This is a genomic window from Pedobacter sp. AC464 (genome assembly GCF_979253075.1).
On sequence record NZ_CEEDBV010000002.1, the window covers coordinates 1,367,046 to 1,388,269 of the forward strand.

General features: G+C 38.8%; 21 protein-coding genes. 9 read left to right on the plus strand and 12 right to left on the minus strand.

What is annotated here, in order from left to right; all coding sequences use genetic code 11:
* Positions 1 to 88: 88 nt before the first annotated feature.
* Positions 89 to 1,267 carry a mechanosensitive ion channel family protein gene (locus AC0IWT_RS16825; RefSeq protein ID WP_471798024.1) on the plus strand — a complete coding sequence of 393 codons (1,179 nt, stop codon included), beginning with the start codon at positions 89 to 91 and terminating at the stop codon, positions 1,265 to 1,267.
* A gap of 81 nt (positions 1,268 to 1,348) precedes the next feature.
* Here the strand turns inward: AC0IWT_RS16825 and AC0IWT_RS16830 are convergent, their stop codons facing one another.
* The 3 genes from AC0IWT_RS16830 to AC0IWT_RS16840 are packed head-to-tail and all read right to left on the minus strand — an operon-like array spanning position 1,349 to position 4,804.
* Positions 1,349 to 2,008: a phosphatidylserine decarboxylase family protein gene (locus AC0IWT_RS16830; protein WP_471798025.1), complete on the minus strand. Its 660-nt coding sequence runs from the start codon at positions 2,006 to 2,008 to the stop codon at positions 1,349 to 1,351.
* Between the two features lie 57 nt (positions 2,009 to 2,065).
* Positions 2,066 to 2,608, minus strand: a complete 543-nt coding sequence (hpt, locus tag AC0IWT_RS16835; protein WP_056869160.1) for a hypoxanthine phosphoribosyltransferase — start codon at positions 2,606 to 2,608, stop codon at positions 2,066 to 2,068.
* 39 nt (positions 2,609 to 2,647) lie between these two features.
* Positions 2,648 to 4,804, minus strand: coding sequence for a transglycosylase domain-containing protein (locus tag AC0IWT_RS16840; RefSeq protein WP_056869159.1), 2,157 nt, complete (start codon positions 4,802 to 4,804; stop codon positions 2,648 to 2,650).
* Between the two features lie 131 nt (positions 4,805 to 4,935).
* Between AC0IWT_RS16840 and AC0IWT_RS16845 the strand changes: the two genes are divergently transcribed.
* Genes AC0IWT_RS16845 through AC0IWT_RS16855 form a run of 3 tightly spaced genes read left to right on the plus strand, consistent with a single transcriptional unit; the run spans position 4,936 to position 6,983 of the window.
* Entirely contained in the window at positions 4,936 to 6,012 is a 1,077-nt protein-coding gene (locus tag AC0IWT_RS16845; protein ID WP_471798026.1) for an Mrp/NBP35 family ATP-binding protein, read from the plus strand.
* A gap of 34 nt (positions 6,013 to 6,046) precedes the next feature.
* Entirely contained in the window at positions 6,047 to 6,292 is a 246-nt protein-coding gene (locus AC0IWT_RS16850; RefSeq protein WP_056869158.1) for a NifU family protein, read from the plus strand.
* A 46-nt stretch (positions 6,293 to 6,338) separates the two neighbouring features.
* Positions 6,339 to 6,983: a peptidase associated/transthyretin-like domain-containing protein gene (locus tag AC0IWT_RS16855; RefSeq protein ID WP_056869157.1), complete on the plus strand. Its 645-nt coding sequence runs from the start codon at positions 6,339 to 6,341 to the stop codon at positions 6,981 to 6,983.
* A 48-nt stretch (positions 6,984 to 7,031) separates the two neighbouring features.
* Here AC0IWT_RS16855 and def read toward each other — a convergent pair whose 3' ends face one another.
* The 3 genes from def to AC0IWT_RS16870 all read right to left on the minus strand — a co-directional run bounded on the left by def (position 7,032) and on the right by AC0IWT_RS16870 (position 11,772).
* Complete coding sequence (gene def / locus AC0IWT_RS16860; RefSeq protein WP_056869156.1) at positions 7,032 to 7,592, minus strand: peptide deformylase; 561 nt, start codon at positions 7,590 to 7,592, stop codon at positions 7,032 to 7,034.
* A 148-nt stretch (positions 7,593 to 7,740) separates the two neighbouring features.
* Positions 7,741 to 8,973 (minus strand): M16 family metallopeptidase, encoded by a 1,233-nt coding sequence (locus tag AC0IWT_RS16865; RefSeq protein ID WP_471798027.1) that lies wholly within the window; start codon positions 8,971 to 8,973, stop codon positions 7,741 to 7,743.
* Between the two features lie 645 nt (positions 8,974 to 9,618).
* Complete coding sequence (locus AC0IWT_RS16870; protein WP_471798028.1) at positions 9,619 to 11,772, minus strand: S9 family peptidase; 2,154 nt, start codon at positions 11,770 to 11,772, stop codon at positions 9,619 to 9,621.
* A 394-nt stretch (positions 11,773 to 12,166) separates the two neighbouring features.
* On the opposite strand from AC0IWT_RS16870, the gene proB reads away from it, so the two are divergent.
* Together proB and AC0IWT_RS16880 are read left to right on the plus strand one after the other, a co-directional pair.
* Complete coding sequence (gene proB, locus AC0IWT_RS16875) at positions 12,167 to 13,246, plus strand: glutamate 5-kinase (protein WP_471798029.1); 1,080 nt, start codon at positions 12,167 to 12,169, stop codon at positions 13,244 to 13,246.
* A 105-nt stretch (positions 13,247 to 13,351) separates the two neighbouring features.
* Positions 13,352 to 14,599 (plus strand): glutamate-5-semialdehyde dehydrogenase, encoded by a 1,248-nt coding sequence (locus AC0IWT_RS16880; RefSeq protein WP_471798030.1) that lies wholly within the window; start codon positions 13,352 to 13,354, stop codon positions 14,597 to 14,599.
* A gap of 65 nt (positions 14,600 to 14,664) precedes the next feature.
* Here AC0IWT_RS16880 and AC0IWT_RS16885 read toward each other — a convergent pair whose 3' ends face one another.
* On the minus strand, positions 14,665 to 16,047 hold the full coding sequence (locus AC0IWT_RS16885) for an MBL fold metallo-hydrolase RNA specificity domain-containing protein (RefSeq protein ID WP_471798031.1): 1,383 nt from the start codon (positions 16,045 to 16,047) through the stop codon (positions 14,665 to 14,667).
* Between the two features lie 792 nt (positions 16,048 to 16,839).
* Between AC0IWT_RS16885 and AC0IWT_RS16890 the strand changes: the two genes are divergently transcribed.
* Positions 16,840 to 17,094 (plus strand): hypothetical protein, encoded by a 255-nt coding sequence (locus tag AC0IWT_RS16890; protein ID WP_056869151.1) that lies wholly within the window; start codon positions 16,840 to 16,842, stop codon positions 17,092 to 17,094.
* A 42-nt stretch (positions 17,095 to 17,136) separates the two neighbouring features.
* Here AC0IWT_RS16890 and AC0IWT_RS16895 read toward each other — a convergent pair whose 3' ends face one another.
* Entirely contained in the window at positions 17,137 to 17,508 is a 372-nt protein-coding gene (locus tag AC0IWT_RS16895) for a hypothetical protein (RefSeq protein ID WP_056869150.1), read from the minus strand.
* Between the two features lie 348 nt (positions 17,509 to 17,856).
* Here AC0IWT_RS16895 and AC0IWT_RS16900 point away from each other — a divergent pair, with 348 nt between their 5' ends.
* Both AC0IWT_RS16900 and AC0IWT_RS16905 read left to right on the plus strand, forming a co-directional pair.
* On the plus strand, positions 17,857 to 18,459 hold the full coding sequence (locus AC0IWT_RS16900; RefSeq protein ID WP_471798032.1) for a hypothetical protein: 603 nt from the start codon (positions 17,857 to 17,859) through the stop codon (positions 18,457 to 18,459).
* Complete coding sequence (locus tag AC0IWT_RS16905) at positions 18,456 to 18,701, plus strand: hypothetical protein (protein WP_056869148.1); 246 nt, start codon at positions 18,456 to 18,458, stop codon at positions 18,699 to 18,701. The genes AC0IWT_RS16900 and AC0IWT_RS16905 overlap by 4 nt, the downstream gene beginning before the upstream one ends.
* A gap of 15 nt (positions 18,702 to 18,716) precedes the next feature.
* Here the strand turns inward: AC0IWT_RS16905 and AC0IWT_RS16910 are convergent, their stop codons facing one another.
* The 4 genes from AC0IWT_RS16910 to AC0IWT_RS16925 form a co-directional block, all read right to left on the minus strand.
* Positions 18,717 to 19,007, minus strand: a complete 291-nt coding sequence (locus AC0IWT_RS16910) for a hypothetical protein (RefSeq protein WP_471798033.1) — start codon at positions 19,005 to 19,007, stop codon at positions 18,717 to 18,719.
* Between the two features lie 10 nt (positions 19,008 to 19,017).
* Complete coding sequence (locus tag AC0IWT_RS16915) at positions 19,018 to 19,629, minus strand: SanA/YdcF family protein (protein ID WP_471798034.1); 612 nt, start codon at positions 19,627 to 19,629, stop codon at positions 19,018 to 19,020.
* A 224-nt stretch (positions 19,630 to 19,853) separates the two neighbouring features.
* Positions 19,854 to 20,501: a hypothetical protein gene (locus AC0IWT_RS16920; protein ID WP_471798035.1), complete on the minus strand. Its 648-nt coding sequence runs from the start codon at positions 20,499 to 20,501 to the stop codon at positions 19,854 to 19,856.
* Between the two features lies 1 nt (position 20,502).
* Positions 20,503 to 21,222 carry a carboxypeptidase-like regulatory domain-containing protein gene (locus tag AC0IWT_RS16925; RefSeq protein ID WP_471798036.1) on the minus strand — a complete coding sequence of 240 codons (720 nt, stop codon included), beginning with the start codon at positions 21,220 to 21,222 and terminating at the stop codon, positions 20,503 to 20,505.
* Positions 21,223 to 21,224: the final 2 nt, after the last annotated feature.

The window sequence follows — 21,224 nt, forward strand, 5'->3', positions numbered from 1 at the left end:
TCTTTATTACAAGATATAAGCCTTCACGATTCAAAATCGTGGAGGTTTTTTTGTTTCCATTATATTTGTCGAATAATTTAAAGCCGGTATGTTAGATTCAGCATTTTTTGAGCAAACTTTTTGGGGCAATACCGTAAAAGCTTACTGTTTGTTTAGCGTTATTCTTTTGCTGGGCTTACTGTTCAAAACCATTGTTTCAAAGCTCTTAAGTAAACTCTTATTTAAGTTATTTAAAAGCTTTTCGCAACAAAATCACGATGAAACTTTTGTCGGATTGCTGCTCAAACCGATAGAAATTTTTATTCTTTTTTCTACCCTGTATCTCTCCATAAATCAACTTAAACATCCATTAGAGGTAACGGTTTTTCATTTCAATAAACTAGTTGGAAAAGTTAAAGAACACATTCCGGTAACCATTGGCGAATGCATCGACAGGATATTTTTGTTTTTAATTATTCTTTCAATCTTCTGGATTTTCCTTCGGATTATAGATTTCATTTCGCATGTTTTAACTTATAAGGCATCGCTTACGGAAAGTAAAGCCGATGACCAGTTGGTACCGTTTTTAAAAGAGTTATTTAAAACCATTGTTGTTTTTATTGGCTTTTTTACGCTCTTGGGTTTTGTGTTCGAGGTTAATGTTTTAACCCTAATAACCGGATTAGGAATCGGCGGTATTGCGATTGCCCTGGCCGCAAAAGAGAGTCTGGAAAACTTACTTGGCTCCTTCACTATTTTCCTCGATAAACCTTTTACTGTTGGCGATTTGGTTAAAGTTGATGGCGTAGAAGGAACAGTTGAAAAGGTTGGTTTCAGGAGTACACTTATTCGTACAACCGAGAAAACAATGGCAACCATTCCGAATAAGGGGATGATAGATGGTGTTTTGGAAAACATGAGTTTGAGGAATTTCAGGCGGGTGAAGTTTTCATTCGGAATAACCTATGAAACCACTGCCGAAACCATTAAGAATATAGTTGATGAGATAAGAACATACATTAGGGAACACCAGGATACCAGCGATGACGGCAATGCGTATTTTGAAGGTTTTGGTGATTCTGCTTTGAATATTGAAGTAATTTATTTCGTTTCAATTACAGCCTACAATGATTATTTATCCATAAAGCAGGAAATCAATTTCAAAATTATGGAAATCGTAATGCGTAATAAATCCGATTTTGCGTACCCAACCCAAAGGCTGATTAGTGATAAGCCTGCAGCTTCGGCCACGGCAGAAAAAGAAGTTGGAAATGATACAACCGATTAATTAAGGGCTTAAGGATTATACCTTTATCAGGATGATAAGCTAAAGCCTTTCAATTTGCCAAAATAAACAGGCTAATCAGATTTAACCTAAAGTTGCTAAGGTTGTGATTCCCCCTTTAACAACATCGTTTAAGGCCACATTAACCTTTGTTCCAACCGGAAGAAATACATCAACCCTCGAGCCGAATTTGATAAAGCCAAACTGTTCGGTTTGTACAACCTGATCGCCTTCTTTAACATACCATACAATTCTGCGGGCTAAAGCGCCGGCAATTTGACGAAAAAGTACAGGCGTGCCATTTTCATGTTCTACAACGGTTGTTGTGCGCTCATTTTCCGTAGATGATTTGGGGTTCCAGGCAGCTAAATACTTACCCGGGTGGTATTTAAAAAACTTCACAACACCTGAAATCGGGTTGCGGTTAATGTGAACATTTACCGGCGACATAAAAATCGAAACCTGTAATCTTTTATCCTTAAAATATTCTCCCTCTTCAGTTTCTTCGATAACAACAACTTTTCCATCTGCAGGACAAATAACTAAATCCTCACCGGCAGAAAAGCTACGCCTTGGGTTGCGGAAGAATTGTAAAACAATTAAAAATAAGGCAGCCGAAAAAATATAAATAAACCAACGCAACCAGGTTACATCATAATATTTGTAATCTACAAATGCGTTAATGATGAAGATAAATAATATGCTCAAAGCTATGGTTGTATAGCCTTCTTTATGTATGGTCATTCTGTTTGGAAATTATTGGGCAAAGGTGCGAAAAATAAATTAATACAATTCAAAAAATTATGCTTCTGTTGCTCTGTAAATGTCAGTTAAATTGCGGCCAAGTCCATTGTAATCTAAGCCATAGCCAACAACAAATTCATTTGGAATTTCAAAACCGATATAATCAAGTTCGGCTATTTCATATTTCAGAGCCGCCGGTTTAAGCAACAGGGAACTCACCTTTAATGAAGCAGGTTTTTTTTCCTTTACGATTTTAATAATATGGCTCAGCGTTAAACCGGTGTCTACAATATCTTCAACAATTACAATGTCGCGGCCTTCAATATTATCAGGCAAACCAATTAATTCTTTTACTTCACCAGAGCTCGATGTACCTTCATAAGATGCTACACGCATAAAGGCAACCTCACAAGGCACGTCAATTTCTTTGATTAAATCGGCCATAAATAAAAAGCTGCCATTCAAAATCCCGATAAATAATGGACATTTCCCCTCGTAATCAACATTCATCTGGATACCGAGCAGTCTGATTCTTTTGCTTATCGTATCGCTTTCCAGAAAAATCTCGAATTCCCTGTCTTCTACTTTTATTTTGTTCATGAGTATCTTTTGTTGTTGAAAAATGAAAGCAGATTGCAACTATTGGTTCTTTTCCATCTCCTTTTCTAATCGTCGTTGTTCTCTCCGTTCCTGCCTTAACTGCTTTTTAGTTTTTGCCGTGTCTGCTGGTTTAACCCCGGTCCGGTTTGCTGTATCTTTTTTTCCTCCGCCAAAAATCCTGTCGAAAAGATTTTTGTTTTTGTCCTGCATTACAACTGGCGCAACATCTGCATCGTCATCATTATCAAAAACAGATGTATCTACAGCGGCCGTATCTGGTGCTAAATATTGGCGTAAACCTTCCCTTAACCGAACGTTATAAAAACCATAACCTGATGTATCAGAAGGCGTTAAGCCTCTCCTTGCCATAATATTGCCCATAAACCTGAAATAGTTGAACATGTATGGTTTAAGACTTCCATCGGCCATAAATTTGTACATAGAAGCCTTCGGCTTTGGAACAATGCTGGCAAGAAAAAGACCGTCACCGATGGTTAAATCCGCAGGTTGCTTCCCGAAATAATATCTTGCCGCCTCTCCAATTCCATATATATTCTGGCCCAGTTCCATAATATTAAAATAAACTTCGAGCATGCGCTGTTTACTAACCAAATGGTTGTGTTCAATCAGCCAAACAATCAAAATTTCTTCGGCTTTACGGGCGAGGGTTTTCTGGCGACTTAAATAAACGTTTTTAACAAGTTGCATGCTTATGGTACTCCCGCCGCGTTTAAATTTTTTCTCTTTAAAATTCACCGCTATCGATTTACGGATGGATTCCTCAACAAACCCGTTGTGGGTAAAAAATGAGGGGTCTTCCGCCGTTAATACTGCATTTATAAAGTTTTTAGAAATTGCACTTAAGGGCGTAAAGTTAGGGTTCGACGGGCCAATAGTGATGTCACGCATCGGTTTTCCGTACTCGTAAGGGGTGTAAACAAACGGACTGTTAATTTTTTGGAGATTGGTTTTGCCCCATTGTAATATTTTAAAATCTACAGGCGTTAGGGTAGAACTAAATTTTACACTGTCCGGAATTGCAGTATCGAGGTAAAAATTTAGGTTGTATTTTATTTTTCCCTGAACTTTCAAGCCATCTAATGATTCGAACAAGCCTTGTGGAAAAGCTTGAAAAATAGACTGCGCATCTTGTTCTTCTGCATTTAATTTTAATTCGTAGATTTTATTTTTTCCTAAGGTATATTTAACAAAGGGATGAATAGACGCATTTTTTAAATAAGCTGTTGAGGTACTATCTAAGGCAATATAATTTGGCCCCACCAACACATCGGCATCTAGTTTTGCGCTTTGTACAATAATATCATTACTTGCAATCCTTGGTTGGTTTATCAGCATGTTTTTAACCGACCATGAACCAGAAATCTTATAGTCATCGCCACTATATCTTGCATTTTTCAGTTCGGTTTGTAAAGTATCAAAACTTAATTTTGCGTGGAGTTTGTTGTTTAGATATGGCAATTCTAATTTTTTTCCGTCGGCGTAGGCACTTATGCTCAATTGCTTATTTCCCGGGTCAACTTCTCCATCTAAATGCCAGGTGGCTTCGCCTCCATTAACATTTATTGTCGACTTTAAATCTCCGCCGTCAATTGTTGCCACTGTGGCAAAACTCAATTTAGCCGTATCGTTGTCATTTAGCTTGAACACCATGTTTTTAACATCCATGTCATCAGGTATTTTATACAAAACCTCATTAAGGATGTTGCTGGCAATGTCGGCGAGATTAACTTTATTTTTTGTAGCGGTGCTGTCTTTTTTCTTCCTTTTAAGTAAGAAATCGATGTTTGTTGTAGAATCTTTTAGTACAACATTAACGAAGCCGTTGTTAAGTTTGAGTTCGGCTAATTTTACATTACCAAAAATAAGAGGCCAAAGTTTTACCCCTACACTAAGTTCGGAAATGTTTGAAAGGGTATCCCGTTCTTTTGGAACCACCGAAATTGCGGTCATTTTTACCGTGCTTAAACCCGTAAAACCCGCCGAGCCAATTTTAACATCCAGGCCGTAATCTTTATCTGCCTTCGCTATCGCTTTTGCAACCATTTTTTTAAGCAAAGCTTCTCTTTTGCTGTACGCAACCGCACCTAAAGCGACACAAACAATTAAAAAAATACCTAAAACCCAGGCTCCAATTTTTAAATATTTTTTAGGGATATTAATTTTAGGTATGCGCATACAGTCGTTAAAATGGTTAATTGCTTAAACGTAACAATTAAATGTTTATTTCGTGTTAAAATTACAGTTTAAAAGCCTAAATAAAAGTATTTGTGGCTATGTTTTGTTAATTTTGAATTTAAATGAATACGATGCAGATTAGCCCGCAACAAGTTTTAGATGCCTTAAAGAATGTAGAAGATCCCGATCTTAAAAAAGACCTGGTAACCTTAAACATGATTAAGGATTTACAGATAGTTGACACACAAGTAAACTTCACCCTCGAGCTGACTACGCCGGCATGCCCGATGAAGGAAATGCTTAAAAACGCATGTACAAATGCAATAAAACATTTTGTAAATGCCGAAGCGGAGGTAAATATAAATGTAACTTCACGGGTAACACAGCCAAGCAATTCTTCATCATTAGATAATATCAAGAACATTATTTTAGTTTCATCGGGTAAAGGTGGGGTAGGGAAATCTACCGTAGCCAGTAATTTGGCGGTTACCCTTGCTAAAGATGGCGCAAAAGTTGGCTTAATTGATGCCGATATTTATGGCCCCTCGGTACCTACTATGTTCGATTTGGTTGATGCCAAGCCGGGAGCGGAGGAAACTGCAGATGGTAAAACAAAAATTATTCCGATAGAGAAATACGGCATTAAACTGCTTTCGCTAGGCTTTTTTGCAGATCCAGGCCAGCCGGTGCCCTGGCGTGGACCAATGGCTTCAAACGCAGTTAAGCAGCTATTTAATGATACCAACTGGGGCGAACTCGATTATCTGATTGTCGATCTGCCGCCAGGAACTGGCGATATCCACATCACCATTACACAAAGTTTCCCGATTTCGGGAGCTGTTGTGGTTACCACTCCGCAACAGGTTGCGCTGGCAGATACACACAAAGGTTTAGCAATGTTTCGTATGCCTGGCATCAACATTCCGGTTTTAGGGGTTATCGAGAATATGTCGTACTTTACCCCTGCGGAGTTGCCTGATAACAAATATTATATTTTTGGCAATGGCGGCGGCCGAAAACTGGCAGAACGCTTCGATGTTCCCTTTTTAGGAGAAATTCCAATTATACAAAGTATTGCAGAAGCCGGAGATAGTGGAAAACCGGTTGCCCTAAACCAAAACGCCCAGCTAAACACGATATTCGGTGATATTGCAAGTAAGATAGCACAGCAGATTTCCATTAGTAATGCGCAAATGGCTAATTGCTAAAAAATTACTATTTTTATATTTTAAAAATTAAATAATGAATTTAACAGAACAAGTAGAACAGGCATTAGAGACTATCAGACCATATTTAATGGCCGATGGAGGTGATGTTTCTGTTGAAGAAATTACATCAGAGGGCGTGGTAAAGCTTAAGCTTTTAGGCAATTGCGGCTCCTGCCCAATGAGTTTCATGACCATGAAATCCGGCATTGAACAGGCCATTATGAAAGCCGTACCCGAAATTACATCGGTAGTTGCCGTAAATATGGCGGAGCAAGATTAACACTATTTAACAAGCGGTTTTAAGTATTAAAATTACTTTTGTCTTAATGAGATATTGTGTTACCCTAATTTGTCTTCTTTTTTCTGTAGCCACATTTGCACAGCAGAAACCTGCAAAGGATAAACTTATCCAGTTTTCAGGAATTATTACGGATATTGACAGCAGTAACGTTATCCCATATGTTACCATTACCAACCTTTCGGCCAACAGCAGGCGGGTTGGTGCAGATTATCGTGGTTATTTCACCTTCATTGTAAACCCTGGCGATACCATTCTTTTTACAGCTATTGGTTACAAGAAATTCTCAACCATTATTCCCGAAAGCACGCCAGATAGTAAGTACACCATTATGGTTAAATTGCAATCAGAGGTAATTAACCTGCCAACGGTCCGCATTTTTCCATGGGCTACAACTGAAGAATTTACCAGGGAATTTTTGTCTATGAAACTTGCTGATGATGATTTGGCGATTGCAAAGCGAAACCTTTCTAAATCATCAATTAATGGCTTAATACAAAGTCTGCCACGCGATGGCGGGGAAATTGGAAGCCAGAATTACCGCTATAATTTTGATAGAATGGTGAACAAAAATATGGTTCAGACCAATCCGCTGCTGAATCCTTTTGCATGGGGTAAGCTTATGCAGCAAATCTTTGATGGCGATAAGAAGCGAGGTGAAAACGAAGACTAAAAAAAAAGGAAAACGTTGCCATTTTCCTTTCTGAATTTTCCATCAGTTTTATCTTCTCTTGCTCTTATTCGGAAACTTCATCTTATAATCTGTTTTGATATTTCCTTTTGAAATCGCATCCAGCTTACTTTTAAGCATCGTTTTGCGCAAAATACTTACCTTATCGGTAAATAACTTTCCTTCAATATGGTCATACTCATGCTGAATCACACGAGCAGGCATTCCGTCAACATCATCGGTATGTTCAACCCAGTTTTCATCAAAGTATTTAACCTTAATGTTTGGCTTGCGCATAATGTTTTCGCGAATATCAGGAATGCTTAAGCAGCCTTCGTTAAAGTTCCAGGGTTCGCCGGTTTCTTCTAAAATCTGCGCATTTATAAACACCCGTTTGTAACCCGGGTTTCCATCTTCATCTTCGCCTGTATCAACAATAAAAAGACGAATTGGCAAACCGATTTGCGGCGCAGCCAAACCAACGCCGTTTGCATAATACATGGTGTCAAACATGTTTGCAATCAACTCTTTTAATTCAGGATAGTCTTTATCAATATCGGTTCCAATTTTCTTTAAAACCGGGTCTCCGTATGCTACTATTGGTAATTTCATTTGTAATGTATTTCTTTCAGGCAATTGAGCCCGAGGGTATTCATTTGAACTTTTTGTTAGCCTAAACTTGTCGAAAGCTGTTATTTTGTGATCATTTTACAAACTCCTACAGGCAGGCCAATATTATTTCACAATGCAAAAATAACAATTATTCCAGTATTGGACTGAAAGTAAAAACATTCAACTCCTCAGGATTTAAAACCTCATCGGCAATTTCGGCGATTTCTTTCGTTGTAACCTTGTTTATTTTTTCGAAAACCTGCTCCAACGAATCGATTTTATGATGGTCGATAAGACTTTTCGCCATCGAAATAATTAATCCAATCCTATTTTCTTCACTTAAAGCAATTTGTCCGATGAATTTGTTTTTCGCTTTTTGTAATTGCAGTTCATTCAGCGGATTAGCTATCAACCTCTTCATCTCTTTAAAAATTAATGATAAGGCCCTGGTGTGTTTTTCTTTGTCAGTTCCGAAGTAAACCGAGAATATTCCGGTATCGCTTAATGGCGAAAAATTCGATTCTATTGTGTAGGCGATTCCATATTTCTCCCTGATTTGAAGATTTAAAACCGAACTCATGCCGTTGCCACCGAAAAAATTATTTAAAAGCATTAAACCAGCTTTTTGTTCATCATAAGTAGAATAGGTTTGCTTGCCCAAAATACAATGCGATTGCATTATTGGCTTATATATCGTAGTATTTGTTGGGTTTAAAACAGCAGGTCGTGTTCTGTGCAGCGCTGGCGCATTCTCTTCAACATCCGCAAAATATTTGCTGCCTTTTTTAACAAAACCGTTTAAACTGTAGTTGCCTAAAACGGCAACAACGATTTCGTTGGTGCGGTAATTTGCCCTGCGGAAATCGATAACATCTTCGCGGGTAAAATGGCTCACACTTTCGGTTGTGCCCAAAATGTTGTTCCCTAAAGCGTTACCAGCGAAAAGCATGTCTTCGAAGTCGTCATTAATGGCTTCTTCAGGTTGGTCCAGATAAGAAGCAATTTCATCCAGAATCACGCTTTTTTCCTTGTCCATTTCCTCCTCAGGGAAAGTTGAGTGGAAAATAATATCGTTAAATAAATCCAATGTTCTGTCCAGATATGGGTTTAAAAAAGACGCGTGAACGCAGGTATATTCTTTGGTGGTGTATGCGTTCAAATCTGCCCCAACACTTTCCAGGCGGTTTAAGATTTGGTTGGTGCTGCGTTTTTCAGTACGCTTAAAAATAAGGTGCTCAATAAAATGCGCAAGCCCGGCCTTACCTTCAGGCTCATCGCGAGAACCCGTGTTAATAATTATGCAGGCATGAGATATTGTCGAAGCCGATGGCACATGCAACAAGCGGATGCCGTTCGGTAAAGTATGAACATTGTATTCCATTGAGGTGCAAAGATAGCGCAAATTGCTCACAAAGCCTCCGTATCCGCATATTGCAATTGTAAAGCGGAAATCAATTTATAGTTTCTTAAATAGCCCCGACATGAACGGAGATACTTTTGGTTGCAGGTACTTTCATAATTAATTGAAGAATAACCGCATTTGCGGCGCTAAAGAAATCATATTTCACCCTCAGATTATATAGAAAGATTTTTTGGAAATGAAAGGTTCTGCGATCATGGCGGCTTGTAGCCCCGCTATCGCCTGTAGCCTTGCTCGTACCTCGCTGCGGGCTAGCTGGCTCTATGGGTTTATAAACAAAGTTTGGTTCCCCGATCATAAAATTAAATGCAAAATGTATTAAAAAATAGGGAAGGCTACGCAATACTTTGTTAAATAGCCCCGACATAAACGGAAATCCTTTTGGTTGCAGGTACTTTTATAATCCGGCAAACTATCGCCAAAAGATTGCAGTATTGGCGGGACAGAACCAAAGCGAAGAATCACAGGCTTTGCGCTTCAAAAAGGCAAACCTTCTGGTATTCTCAACATAAAATATTGAGAAAATTTTTCACGTTTACAATAATTGAGTACGCTTGGTTCCTTTCGCTTGCGTTCTTAAATTTTGATAATGCCCCGCAAAATATTTTATTTTTCAATTCCTTCGAGTGCAAATAGAAATGCCCACCTTAAAGATACATCTTTCAAATAATCGAACCTGCCGGATGCTCCGCCGTGGCCGAATTCCATGTTTGTTTTGAGAAATAGAACATTCTTATCAGTCTTTGTGGCACGCAGTTTAGCAACCCATTTTGCCGGTTCAAAATATTGCACCTGACTATCGTGTAAACCGGTTGTAACCAACATATTTGGATAGGCTTTCTTCTCTACGTTTTCATAAGGAGAATAGCTTTTCATATAGTCGTAGGCATCTTTTTTCTTCGGATTTCCCCATTCATCGAACTCGTTGGTGGTTAACGGAATGCTTTCATCCAACATGGTATTTACAACATCAACAAATGGAACGTCGGCGATTACGCCATTCCATAAATCTGGCGCCAAATTTACTACCGCACCCATTAATAATCCGCCTGCGCTGCCTCCATGGGCATATAAATGGGCTTTCGAGGTATATTTCTGTTCAACCAAATATTCGCCTGCAGCAATGAAATCAGTAAAGGTGTTTTTCTTCTTCATCAGCTTTCCGTCTTCATACCACTGGCGGCCCATTTCTTGTCCGCCGCGAATGTTCGCGATAGCGAAAACAAAGCCTCGATTTAGCAAACTCAACCTCGGGGAAGAAAAAGTTGCATCAGTACTTGAGCCATAAGAGCCATATGCATACAGTAAAAGCGGTGCCTTGCCGTTTTTTTCAAACCCTTTTTTGTAAACCAATGCCACCGGTATTTTGATTCCATCTTTTGCAGTTGCAAAAACGCGTTCTGTTGCGTAATCGTTAGGATTGTAGCCACCTAGAACTTCCTGCTGTTTCATTAACTTTTTAGTTTTTTGCTCTAAATCGTAATCGTAAGTAGCGCTCGGAGTGGTTAACGAAGTGTAAGAATAGCGGAGGGTTTTTCCGTTGTATTCGGGATTAGAGCCGATTCCTGCAGCATATACAGGTTCATCAAATTTAAGGTAATAATCGCTTCCGTCTTTTTTCAAAACCCGTAATTCTGTTAGTCCGTTTTTACGCTCAGATAAAACCAGGTAATTTTTAAATTCATCGCCATACTCCAGTAAAACATCTTTACGGTTTGGAATCACTTCTTTCCAATTTTCCTTTGCGGTTTTATCCAATGGGCATTCCATCAGCCGGAAATTTTTTGCATTCCAGTTGGTTACGATATAAAATTTATCATCAACGGGTAGCACATCATACAAAACGTCTTTAAATCTGGGCGAAAAAACTTTGAACGCCGATTCAGGCTGGTCTGCGTTTATCATCCTATACTCAGAAGTTAAAGTCCCTTGAGAGCCAATAAAAATATACCGTCCGTTTTTTGATTTGCTAACGCCAATGTAGTTCGAATTATCCTTTTCATCATACACTATCGCATCGCTTTTAGCATCCGTTCCAAGTACATGTTTTTTTATCTTTTCACTTAATAACGTTACCGGATTTTTTGAGGTGTAAAAGAAAGTTTTATTATCATTTGCCCAAGCTACGCCACCTTCGGTGTTTGGAATAGCATCTTTGTAAATCTCGCCGGTTTCCAGGTTTTTAACCTGAATAGTGTATTGTCTTCGTGAAACTTTATCGACACCAAAAGCGAGTAATTTGTTATCAGGACTAACGCTAAAACCGGTTGCACTGTAATATGAATGACCTTTTGCCAAGGCATCAACATCAAGTAAAACTTCTTCTGCGGCGGCCAAACTGCCTTTTTTACGGCAATATTTGTAATATTGCTGCCCATCTTCTGTTCGGCTATAGTAGAAATAACCATTTTTTAAAACAGGCACCGATTCATCTTTTTCTTTAATGCGGGCCTTCATTTCTTTGAATAAATCAGACTGAAAAGCATCAGTACTTTTCATCATTACATCGAGGTATTTGTTTTCTGCTTTTAAATAATCTACCACCTTGGTGCTGTCTGGCCCTTTCTTAAAATAATCAATCATCCAGTAATAGTTATCTACCACGGTATCGCCATGGATAATTCTTTTATGCGGGTTAATTTCGGCTATGGGAGGTTTAGCATCTGGCCATTTAATTGGTTTCATTTCTTGTTTTTTTGGGTTATTGCAGGCTGTAATTGCGCCAAGCAAAAATAGCGAGGGTAATATACGTTTCATCATGATGGTTCGGTTGAGGTTGATGCAATTTAACGAATTTTTGCTTCAAATTGATTTAGAATATATTAAGGTCGTTTCCTGTAAAACAGAGCCCGGTTTTGCATCGCAATAAGTTTAAGCTTGTTGTTCCTGATGCTTGCTATTGCTTAAAGCCTTGTAGGTTAGTGCACGTAGTTAAATGAGCTGCCCAAGGCACGGCGGCATTTGAAAATTGCTTCATGTAAAATTCTATTACCAGCACGATAATCTTCGGTGAAAAATCTGGCACCAGATTATCATTTTCGCAAAAAATTCCTAATCATCTTAATTGTATTCCTTTTGGAAAAAAATAGATGTTAAATTGCCGCTTAATTTTCTAACAAAGCCTTCATTGGTGGTGAGGGTTGGAAGGAGCCAAATGAATTTAGGGTATAAAAAGATAGTTGTCAAAATCGGGTCGAATGTAATTACACAGGAGAACGGGCTACCAGACGAATCGCGTATTCAGCACCTGGTTAACCAGCTTGCTGAAATCAAAAAGCAGGGAATCGAAGTAATCCTGGTTTCTTCGGGTGCTGTGGCATCTGGCAGGAGTTTAATTAAGGTTTCGGAAAAGCAAGACGCCGTTACCACACGTCAACTTCTGGCGGCTATTGGTCAGGTAAAACTGATAAATACTTACGCTAATTTCTTCGACGTTCATAAAATAAAATGCGCCCAGGTTTTGGTTACCAAAGAAGATTTTCGCGATAGGGCACATTACCTTAATATGAAGAACTGTATGCAGATTTTGCTGCAAAACGAAGTTATTCCGGTGGTAAATGAGAACGATGTGGTTTCTGTAACTGAACTCATGTTTACAGATAATGATGAACTGGCCGGCTTAATTGCCTCGATGTTAAATGCCGATGCGCTGGTTATCCTTTCTAATGTAAATGGAATTTACAATGGGGACCCAAAAGTTCCAGGCTCGACGGTGATTGAAGAAATATCAGGGTCTGCTTTAAATCTCGCATCATTTATCCAAACAGGAAAATCGCAATTCGGTCGCGGGGGTATGATTACGAAATCTACCATGGCGCAAAAAGTGGCGAAACTGGGCATAACGGTTCACATTGCAAATGGAACTACCGACGATGTGCTTACTTCTTTGTTAAAAAATGAACTCGTTCATACCCGTTTTGCTCCGGAAAAGTCAAAATCGGGCAAAAAGAAATGGATTGCGCATTCAGAAACTTCTGCAACGGGTGTAGTTAAGTTAAACGACGGAGCGAAAAGTGTGCTAACCTCGGGAAAGGCAACAAGTTTGTTGCCGGTCGGCATTGTCGAAATACAATCTGACTTTTTAAAAGGCGACATAATTAAAATAATTGATGAAAATAACCAGCTCATCGGTTTAGGCATTGCAGAATATGGTTCGGAAAAGGCAAGAGAAAGAATTGGCCAGAAAAAGCAAAAAGCTCTGGTACACTACGATTACTTTTACGCTGCAATTTAAGTTGCGAGTGTAAAAAAAGGGCAAGAAATCCGTTACTTTCTGTTGCATTTGCACAAATCTGCTGGCACAGCGCTAAACAACCTGACAGGCATTGATACTATAAAAATGGACTATAAACAATACTTCGAAAATGCAAAACAAGCAAGCCGAAAGTTGGTTGGCTTAAGCAAAGAAACCGCTAATAATGTGTTGGCTGATCTGGTGGATGCTTTAATTTTGCATACGCCGGAAATTCTGATCGGGAATGAAAAGGACATAGCGAAAATGTCCATCGAAGACCCAAAGCACGACAGGCTGAAATTAACCGAACAGCGTATTGCTGATATTGCTAACGATGTTAGAAATGTAGTTAATCTGGCTAGTCCGCTGGGCGATATCCTTTCAAATAAAACATTAGAAAACAAGCTTAGAATTCAAAAAGTCCGCGTTCCTTTAGGTGTTGTTGGCGTAATTTACGAGGCCCGCCCTAATGTTACCGCCGATGTTTTTTCGCTTTGTTTTAAAACAGGAAACGTGGCAGTTTTAAAAGGAGGCAGCGATGCCGAATGCTCAAATCTGGCCATTGCAAAAGTGATTAAAAACGTTTTGGCAAAGCACGAAATTGATCCGAATGTTTTAACGCTTTTGCCTGCCGAAAGAACGGCAACTGAGGCGTTGCTGAATGCTAGAGGGTTTGTAGATGTGTTAATTCCCCGTGGTAGTTCATCCTTAATTAACTACGTTCGGGATAACAGCAAAATCCCGGTTATTGAAACGGGCGCAGGTATTGTGCACACTTATTTTGATGAATCCGGAGATTTAGAGAAAGGAAAAGCCATTATTTTTAATGCAAAAACCAGGCGGGTTAGCGTTTGCAACTCACTGGATTGTGTGTTAATTAATCGAAACCGCCTGGCAGATTTACCAGAGCTTTTAGCGCCTTTAGCTGGTGGAAAAGTAATGCTTTTTGCTGATGAACAAAGCTATGAAAAACTGAAACCTACTTATCCCGAACAACTTTTAAGCAGAGCGACTGAAGAGCATTTCGGAACCGAGTTTTTATCGCTGAAAATGGCGGTAAAAGTTGTCGATGATTTTCAGGAAGGTTTAAATCATATTGCAGAATATAGTTCTAAACACAGCGAAGCAATAATTTCGGAGAGTGCCGCCAACATTACAAGGTTTTTAAATGAGGTGGACGCGGCCGCAGTTTATGCCAATGCATCAACTGGGTTTACTGATGGAGCGCAATTTGGCCTCGGTGCAGAAATTGGAATTAGTACCCAAAAGATACACGCCCGCGGGCCAATGGGCTTAGAAGAATTAACGAGCTATAAGTGGGTTGTGCGTGGTGATGGGCAGATAAGGCGATAAAAACCTACTCATTGTCATTGCGAGACACGAAGCAATTTTAATGCTTTTCTTATCAACCCAATGAACTAAATCTCAAAAACCGCTCCTCTTTCTGGCGCTACAACATTGAAACCCTCTTCCTGTAACGCAGCGGCTAAACTTTGCAAACCTTTATCTTCGCCATGTACCAGAAACACCTGTTTTGGCTGCCCGGTTTGTTTTACCGTTCGCATCAAATCATCATGGTCGCCATGGCCGCTAAGCAAGTCAGTTTGGCGAATGGTCGCGTAAACCATCATCTCGCGGTCTTTGATCCTAACAATTGGTGCCCCGCTCAAAAGCTTGTAGCCGAGCGTTCCTTTAGCGCAGTAGCCGATAAAAAGAATGGTGCAGTAGTAGTTTTGGATGTTATAATAAAGGTGATCCTGAATGCGGCCCCCTTCTAACATACCTGCCGAAGAAATGATGATGCATGGGTCGAAATAATTCGAAACATCCTTACTTTCTTTCATGGTTTGCACATATGCCAAATGCTCAAATTCAAATTCGTCACCCATGGTCTTATAAAAATCTTTCGCCTCCTGGTTAACAAGATCATGATGTTTGCGGTAAACATCTGTTGCATGGATCGCCATAGGGCTATCAACGAAAATCTGAACAGGCGGCAGCAGTTTTTTCGTAAAAATCTGGTTCAAAGCAAAAACCAGCGATTGTGTTCTGCCAATACTAAACGCTGGAATAATCAAGCGACCAGGGGTTTTAATACAGGCTTCTTCAATTTCCTTAACCAGTCTTTCCTCCAGGGTTTGGTCTTTGGTGTGGTAGCGGCCGCCATAAGTAGATTCGCAAACAAAATAATCAACTTCAGGTATGGGTTCTGGCTTTACCAGCACCGGGTAATGTTCGCGACCAATATCACCGGAAAACGCAATTTTTTTCTCGGCTCCATTGTCATTTACCGTTAATACCGCAGCTGCGGCGCCTAATAAATGCCCTACAGGTACAAAAGTTAAACTAATATCTCCATTTATTTTAAATGGCTTGTTAAAGGCAATAGTAACAAAACGATCAATCGTATCCATTACATGCTTATGCAAATAAAGTGGTTTCGGGCCGCTAAAATTACCGCGTTTTGTACGGGGCTTGCGACTTTGTTTTCGTAAAAAAAGCTCTACAGAATCGAACAAAAGGATAGACGTTAAATCGGCTGTTGGCGGCGTACAAAGCACTTGTCCGCCAAAACCCATACGTACCAACGTTGGTAAATTACCAGAATGGTCTATATGTGCATGCGTTAAAATCACCAAATTAATACTAGCCGGGTCGAAAGGAAATTGTTGGTTATCTTCTTGGTAAGTTTCCTTTTCGTAATCTAAACCACAATCTATCAGTATTTTATAATGCCCAACCTCGAGCAGGTGCATGCTTCCTGTAACTTGTTGCGCAGCGCCCCAAAACGTTAACTTCATCTTTCTTTCTGTAGGGTAAATTGTTGGGTGTAAAGTAGTACAATTGGCTGAATTTTAAAACAAGAGCAGGTAATTTTTTGGTTAATCGCATGGCTTAACATGTCTATTTCCGGCTATGCTGCTCTTAAATTTTTTTTGAAAAGCAATTGCAGTGGTCTTTTTGTTAACGTAGTCCCGCTTTCCATTACAAGTCCGCACTCGTTCCTCGTTTGCGGGCTTTTACATTCCAATCGGGTTTAGCAAGAGGCGCTGGCGGTGCTATTTCTGGCTAGTCGCCAACCATAGTTTTATAAACCCGATTGCAGCGAAAACCCAAAGCTTTTTCTGCTTTGGTCGCAGAAAAAAGCGGGACAGAAAACCTCCAAGAAAACCGGGCCTTTGATTTCCAAATCATTAATTAGAAAAATGCTTTAGTATTCGGTTAATCGCATCGCTTAACATGTCTATTTCCGGAAATGCTGCTCTTAAATTTTTTTTCGAAAAGCAATTGCAGAGGCCTTTTTGTTCATGTAGTCCCGCTTTCCATTACAAGTCCGCACTCGTTCCTCGTTTGCGGGCTTTTACATTCCAATGGGATTTAGCAACAAGCGCTGGTGGTGCTATTTCTGGCTAGTCACCCACCATAGTTTTATAAACCCGATTGCAGCGAAAACCCAAAGCTTTTTCTGCTTTGGTTGCAGCAAAAAGCGGGACAGAAAACCTCCAAGAAAACCGAACCGTTCATTTCCAAATCATTAATTTTAAACGCAAATTAATTTTCTAAAACCCCTATCTTTGTTAAAAAATTTAGCCATGCAAGAACCATTTGACATAGAAATAGGCCAGGTAAATTATTCGGTTTTTCCTGAGGGAAACGATTCATATACCATTTTCAAAGATGGGAAAGAGTACATCCAGATTCAGAAAGATACGTCTTCAATTTGGTTGAAGATGGATTACAAAACTGAGCTTCCAATTTTTGAGGAAGATGAAGAAGTAAATGCGATTGGGCAGGCCATTGAAAGTTATGTGCCCGATGAAGAGGATGAAGAAGAGGAGGAGTTATAAGAAAAAAGTCACGGCCTAAACCGTGACTTTTTTTTCTTTAAGCTACCTGGTACAATTGGCGGTCCAGGTACCGTTAGTGTTTGATACCCCTATTTTTAGGGTACTTGCATCTATTGTAATTCCGATTACGCCGGTACCAACACTAATGTATGTGTTGCCACTTTCCTGAAATTTTACCCCTGTAATATCAGGAATGTTGTTTCCAAAAAAGAAACTGTAAGTGTCGTTAACCTTTGTTACGGTTACTTTGCCATCAGTGCTGTTAATTTGCGTAGCACCTTTGCTGTAAGAAACGGTTCCTCTGTATGTTCCAACAAAGAAATCACGGTCTGCCGGGTCGGTGTCTTTTTTACACGAGGCCATTACCGTTAATGCTATTAAAAGCATGCTAAAAATTTGGACTGTCTTTTTCATAGGGGTATTTTTTCAGTTTTGAATTGCTGAGGTAGGCAGCAAATTCGGTTAATAAAATGTAACATGCCCTTTACAACGACTATGCCAAACGGCATTTGCAACAGCTGAAAACGAATTTAAAGCCGTATTAAAAAGAGTTCTATTTGTTGGTAACCCATTGCAAAACAGATACTTGACCGTTAATTTTTTGCTAGCAGGCGGCAAAGTTAAATCATTTCCAACCATTACGGTTTTAGTTATTACATTCCAAAACAAACTGTTTAGTTTAATGGAATGTGTTGTAAAAATTTTTTAGCCAATTAATATTTCCTATTTTAACGGTATAAACTACGCCAAGCAGCCCGCAGAATGAAGCTCTCAGATAATTTACATAAACTACTTCCTTTTGGTTACCTTTTTCTGGTGGTGCTTGGAATACTCAAAGAGAGTATTTTCTACTACCAGATTGGCATCAATATTCTAAAATATTCTAGTCTGATGGATATTTTAATAAGTCCGATTGCTACGTTAACATCAAACCTTATTGTATTTGTGGCGGTTATAATTTTCGCAATTATTTTGTACGCATATCCTGCTTTTTTAGCGAAAAGGCTCGATAAGAAATGGGCACAAAAATTATCAGGACTAAAAAATGCGGAAACGCTTAGCGAAGAAAAGGTGGCGAATCATTTCACCAGCTTTTTTGCCGTTCTCTTTGCCTGTGGCTTATTTTCTTTTTTTATTGGCATTGGTTTTGGCCAGGGAAAAAGGCTGGCGGCGAAAATAAATTCGAATACGCTCAAATACAACCACATTTTAAATTATGGTACCGGCGATTCTGAAACAATTTACCTGATTGACGTAAATAGTGTTTACTACTTTTATATAGCTAAAGGAAGTAGAACAATCAAGATATCGCCGGTTGGCTCAATTAAAAATATGGAATTAACAATTAATGAAAAATTGAAATGACCGAGATAAAATTAGAGGAATTAAGCAATGAAGAATTGCTGAAAAGAGAAAAAATGGTAAAGTCGGTAACCTACACGCTTGCAGGAATGTTATTTGTATTGTTTGCACTAAGCATGTTTTTAACTTTTAAGAAAGGTTTTACACCACTAACCGTTATCCCAATTGCTTTAATGCCTATTGTACTGGCTAATTTAGGAAGTATCAAAAAGATACAGGCTGAACGTAAATTGAGGGGTTTATAGCAACTAATGTTCTCTTTAATATCCTAAAAATCCCATTGTAACCAGCACCAAAATACATATTCCGTAAGCGATTATTAACGCTGAAATGATAATGCTGACAATAGATAAAATTCTGGCAATTTTTAAATGTTTAATTTCTTGCAAACTATAATCTGACACTTTAAGCGCCGACTTTTTTAGCTCATTCCGGGTGAGCATTAACACTGGTATAGCCAAAACCAAGCCTGCAATGTCGACAAACCACGACAGCAAGGAAGACGCCAGTGCCGCCATAGACAGGTATAGTAAAAGATCAGGTTTTTTCATTGATAGCGGGCTATTTCGATAGGTCTTTTGTATAATTAGCCTTTCCGTTAATATCTATAGTCTCGCCTAAAAACCGGGGTTCGCGGCCCCGCCAAACATCAATAACGGCTTTAGCAATTGCCAGGCATTCGCGGAATGAAACATATTTGTAGCCTAAGTACTCACCTTTATTTGCAAAAAATCCGCATGATTTTATACCGAGTTTATTCCCAATATAAATGCAACGGTTAAGGTGATATTTTTGAGAAACCAGAATTGCCGAATCAACTTTGAAAATTTTCTTGGCCCTATACATGGTCGAGTAGCTATCAAAACCTGCGTAATCGACATAAATTTTATTGGTATCCACACCATTTTCATAGCAATATAACTTCATCACGGTAAGTTCGTCGTGCTCATCCTGTCCGTTATCGCCCGAGAGCAAAATTTTAGCTACTTTGTTGGTCTTGTAAAGCAAAATGCCAGCATCCAGCCTGTCTTTTAAATATTTGCTCGGTTTATTGCCATTTATACCTGCGCCAAAAATAATGGCAACCATCGTGTTTGGTGTGTCTTTTTCAGAAGTATAAATCAGATTTTCGGTTTTACTTTTTACGAAATAATTTGTGGCAACAACAAGCAAAACTCCAATTAAGCAGAGCCATAGAGCGGATTTGAAGAGCGGGTTAAATTTTTCATTTTGGGTTTAAACAGTTTTGATTGTAATTTAGCTGGGAAGTTCAGGAAGAAAATCTTGAGCTATACGCAAAATGTTTTTTGTTCCAACCCTTTCTATTGGTATGGTTTTCAAGGAAACTAAGCCCTTTAACTTAAAAGTAGTCGGAACAAGACATTCGATAAAATGTATTAGCCAGCAAACAATTGCTTTTTAAAGGTCAGTTTTTGGCCATCCCAGCTAAACACCCAAGCCGATAGATATTCGCCGCACACTTCCTCCTCATCAGGATGTTTTTTTGAGTAGTCGCCATTTGTATTGGTGCCATAACTTATCGTTACTTCATTATCTATATGTTTGATACTGTACATGAAATAGCAACCTTCATTTTTAGGTTTATGTACATAATCGAGCGTATTTTTTTCGCTTAGGTCATTTAATTTTAAAAACTTAAAAAGATTTGAGAACTCTTCGAAATCCCAGTACTCATACAACCTTTCAAAATTATCATTAAACATTTCTTTAGTAAGTTTATTCCCGTTTTCAATGCGTTGTTTATCAAAATCCGCGTTGATATCGTAAATTGTTAAAGTGCTATCTGCCACAGGAAAGTTGAAGAAAGTGGCTATTTCGGTCTTATTCTTAGTTTCCACGGCAACTTTAAATCTATCTAACTCGGCGATTAACTTTTCCTTTTCCGTTAAGGTTTTACTTACCGTTTTCTGCTGTATTGTCTGCGCAGTATCAATGTGCTTCGTGGTATTTTCATTTGGTTTTTTGCTTTCATTACAAGCCGTAAAGGCGATTGCGAAAAGCACAGCTGAAATTATTTTTTTCATCTTATTTTTTTGTGTAGCGTAGCAGTTCCTTTTTGTTCCATAATATCTCTAAACCATCACTTTCCAATTTTTTAATTATTCCTTTTCTGTAGAAATAATAGTCATCTTTAAAAACGGTTAGGGTGTCATTTTTCAAGGTGTAGCGCATGTTTCTGTTACCATTAAAACCATAAGCGTAGTACCTGTCTTTGGTAATTTTAAATCCATTATTTTCATCTTCCATCCAAATTCCAAACAAACTATCAGGTTTAAACTTTGGATTTGTTATCTGAAAAAATTCGGGTTTATTTTTAAATTCCTCATGCAGAAATACAATTGCTCTTCCATTAACTTTTTGCAATTCATGTTTACTGCTGTCTTCGGTAATTAAACGCGAATATTCTGTTGTTTCACCGGCATGGTGCCAAACCATTGGCACAGTATCGGTAATGTAGCCCTCTTTTTTGAGAATTACTCCTTCCAAAGTACTCGCTTTAAGTTTGAAAAATCCGTTTTTATCAGTTGTGGTTGTACCGGCATATTTATCAGCCAAATCTTCTTTAACGAAAACACCTTCAATTGGTTTTCCAAACTCATCTATAATTATGCCCGCGTAATAATCATGAGTCTTTTGCTTGCAGGCGCACAACAATACCACCAACAAACCTAAAGTAATCAGAACTGAATTTGTTAAATGGAATTTTAACCGACTTAAAATGTTCCACGATTTTAATAGCTTCATGT

What these genes read in the sequence shown, in the direction of transcription:
- AC0IWT_RS16825 (WP_471798024.1), top strand. Translation starts at nt 89, where the DNA reads ATGTTAGATTCAGCATTTTTTGAGCAAACTTTTTGGGGCAATACCGTA.
- AC0IWT_RS16830 (WP_471798025.1), bottom strand. Translation starts at nt 2,008, where the DNA reads ATGACCATACATAAAGAAGGCTATACAACCATAGCTTTGAGCATATTA.
- hpt (WP_056869160.1), bottom strand. Translation starts at nt 2,608, where the DNA reads ATGAACAAAATAAAAGTAGAAGACAGGGAATTCGAGATTTTTCTGGAA.
- AC0IWT_RS16840 (WP_056869159.1), bottom strand. Translation starts at nt 4,804, where the DNA reads ATGCGCATACCTAAAATTAATATCCCTAAAAAATATTTAAAAATTGGA.
- AC0IWT_RS16845 (WP_471798026.1), top strand. Translation starts at nt 4,936, where the DNA reads ATGCAGATTAGCCCGCAACAAGTTTTAGATGCCTTAAAGAATGTAGAA.
- AC0IWT_RS16850 (WP_056869158.1), top strand. Translation starts at nt 6,047, where the DNA reads ATGAATTTAACAGAACAAGTAGAACAGGCATTAGAGACTATCAGACCA.
- AC0IWT_RS16855 (WP_056869157.1), top strand. Translation starts at nt 6,339, where the DNA reads ATGAGATATTGTGTTACCCTAATTTGTCTTCTTTTTTCTGTAGCCACA.
- def (WP_056869156.1), bottom strand. Translation starts at nt 7,592, where the DNA reads ATGAAATTACCAATAGTAGCATACGGAGACCCGGTTTTAAAGAAAATT.
- AC0IWT_RS16865 (WP_471798027.1), bottom strand. Translation starts at nt 8,973, where the DNA reads ATGGAATACAATGTTCATACTTTACCGAACGGCATCCGCTTGTTGCAT.
- AC0IWT_RS16870 (WP_471798028.1), bottom strand. Translation starts at nt 11,772, where the DNA reads ATGATGAAACGTATATTACCCTCGCTATTTTTGCTTGGCGCAATTACA.
- proB (WP_471798029.1), top strand. Translation starts at nt 12,167, where the DNA reads ATGAATTTAGGGTATAAAAAGATAGTTGTCAAAATCGGGTCGAATGTA.
- AC0IWT_RS16880 (WP_471798030.1), top strand. Translation starts at nt 13,352, where the DNA reads ATGGACTATAAACAATACTTCGAAAATGCAAAACAAGCAAGCCGAAAG.
- AC0IWT_RS16885 (WP_471798031.1), bottom strand. Translation starts at nt 16,047, where the DNA reads ATGAAGTTAACGTTTTGGGGCGCTGCGCAACAAGTTACAGGAAGCATG.
- AC0IWT_RS16890 (WP_056869151.1), top strand. Translation starts at nt 16,840, where the DNA reads ATGCAAGAACCATTTGACATAGAAATAGGCCAGGTAAATTATTCGGTT.
- AC0IWT_RS16895 (WP_056869150.1), bottom strand. Translation starts at nt 17,508, where the DNA reads ATGAAAAAGACAGTCCAAATTTTTAGCATGCTTTTAATAGCATTAACG.
- AC0IWT_RS16900 (WP_471798032.1), top strand. Translation starts at nt 17,857, where the DNA reads ATGAAGCTCTCAGATAATTTACATAAACTACTTCCTTTTGGTTACCTT.
- AC0IWT_RS16905 (WP_056869148.1), top strand. Translation starts at nt 18,456, where the DNA reads ATGACCGAGATAAAATTAGAGGAATTAAGCAATGAAGAATTGCTGAAA.
- AC0IWT_RS16910 (WP_471798033.1), bottom strand. Translation starts at nt 19,007, where the DNA reads ATGAAAAAACCTGATCTTTTACTATACCTGTCTATGGCGGCACTGGCG.
- AC0IWT_RS16920 (WP_471798035.1), bottom strand. Translation starts at nt 20,501, where the DNA reads ATGAAAAAAATAATTTCAGCTGTGCTTTTCGCAATCGCCTTTACGGCT.
- AC0IWT_RS16925 (WP_471798036.1), bottom strand. Translation starts at nt 21,222, where the DNA reads ATGAAGCTATTAAAATCGTGGAACATTTTAAGTCGGTTAAAATTCCAT.